At 30.1% G+C, this 1053-nt stretch carries 1 protein-coding gene; it reads left to right on the forward strand.

What is annotated here, in order from left to right; all coding sequences use genetic code 11:
- Positions 1-235 precede the first annotated feature (235 nt).
- On the forward strand, positions 236-979 hold the full coding sequence (locus QD409_RS35370) for a hypothetical protein (protein WP_341082325.1): 744 nt from the start codon (positions 236-238) through the stop codon (positions 977-979).
- The last annotated feature ends 74 nt before the right edge of the window (positions 980-1053 follow it).

The raw sequence follows: 1053 nt of genomic DNA on the forward strand, positions 1-1053 counted from the left end.
GTTTATATCCTATAACTCCAAATATTATTGCAACTAAACAAAACCATAAAGAAAACACAGTCAAATAAGCAGCGATTAGAGTAACAAAACCTATTAAAATAGCTTTTACTTCCTCCTGCACAATATATACCCCCTAGAATATTCTTATTTTTTTCCATTTTTTTATTATCTATGTTATTAATCTGGAAATTATTCGGATTGATATAAAAAATTAAGGGGAAGGAAGATTGTTTCTATGAGTATGAAAAGAATTGTTTTTGTGTTAGGTTCACTTGTATTTTTATTAATTAGTAATTTTGGTTTAGATTTAAAATCAGCTAATGCAGAAAGTATCTCTACTGAAGATGGACTGAAGTATATTGAATCACCAGCTAATTATATTGAGTATTTAGAAAAGGAAAGCAAAATAGATGACTACGCAGCAGAAGGATTAGAAGCATTTAAAAATTTAAGTGAAGAAGAACAAAACACTTTTCTTTTAGCATTACAACCAGATAATTATATGAAATTAATCGGTACAGCAAATGCTAATCCTGGCGTATCAAACATTAACATAGAAGGAAATAAAGTACCTGTAGAACTACAAACAAATACTAACCCTTCAATAGGAGTATTAGCGACTGGGAAAAAAACTGTAACTGCTACCTATAAACTGTATGTTTTAGGTATTAAAACAACTACATTATATAGTACAGTTGTTTTTAACTATTCAGGTTCAACAGCTACAAAAGTTTTAGATAATTACGGAAGCCACAGTAACATAAATCCTTCTATGATATGGCAAAAAGGAATTGGAAAAGGTTATTTAAGTGGTGGAGATGCCTATGGAAGAGCTTCATGGACAGTATACTCAACTGGTAGTTTAGGTTTCATTAATGACTCTGTTGATTTTTATGCTCGTGGAGATGGAAAAAACAGATACTATAAAGTGGATTCTACACGGTCAGACTGGAAAACTGGTGGATGGATTTCTTTCTAAAAGTTGATTCCAATAAAAAAGCCTAAGATCTTAGGCTTTTTTATTTTTTCTTGAGAAATTTTATAAGTAAATAT

Origin of the sequence: Rhizobium sp. BR 315, assembly GCF_050577975.1 — a bacterium.
Classification (GTDB): Bacteria; Pseudomonadota; Alphaproteobacteria; order Rhizobiales; family Rhizobiaceae; genus Rhizobium; species Rhizobium miluonense.

Bases quoted from the DNA above. Each gene is read 5' to 3' on its own strand.
- QD409_RS35370 (WP_341082325.1), top strand. From the start codon at position 236: ATGAGTATGAAAAGAATTGTTTTTGTGTTAGGTTCACTTGTATTTTTA.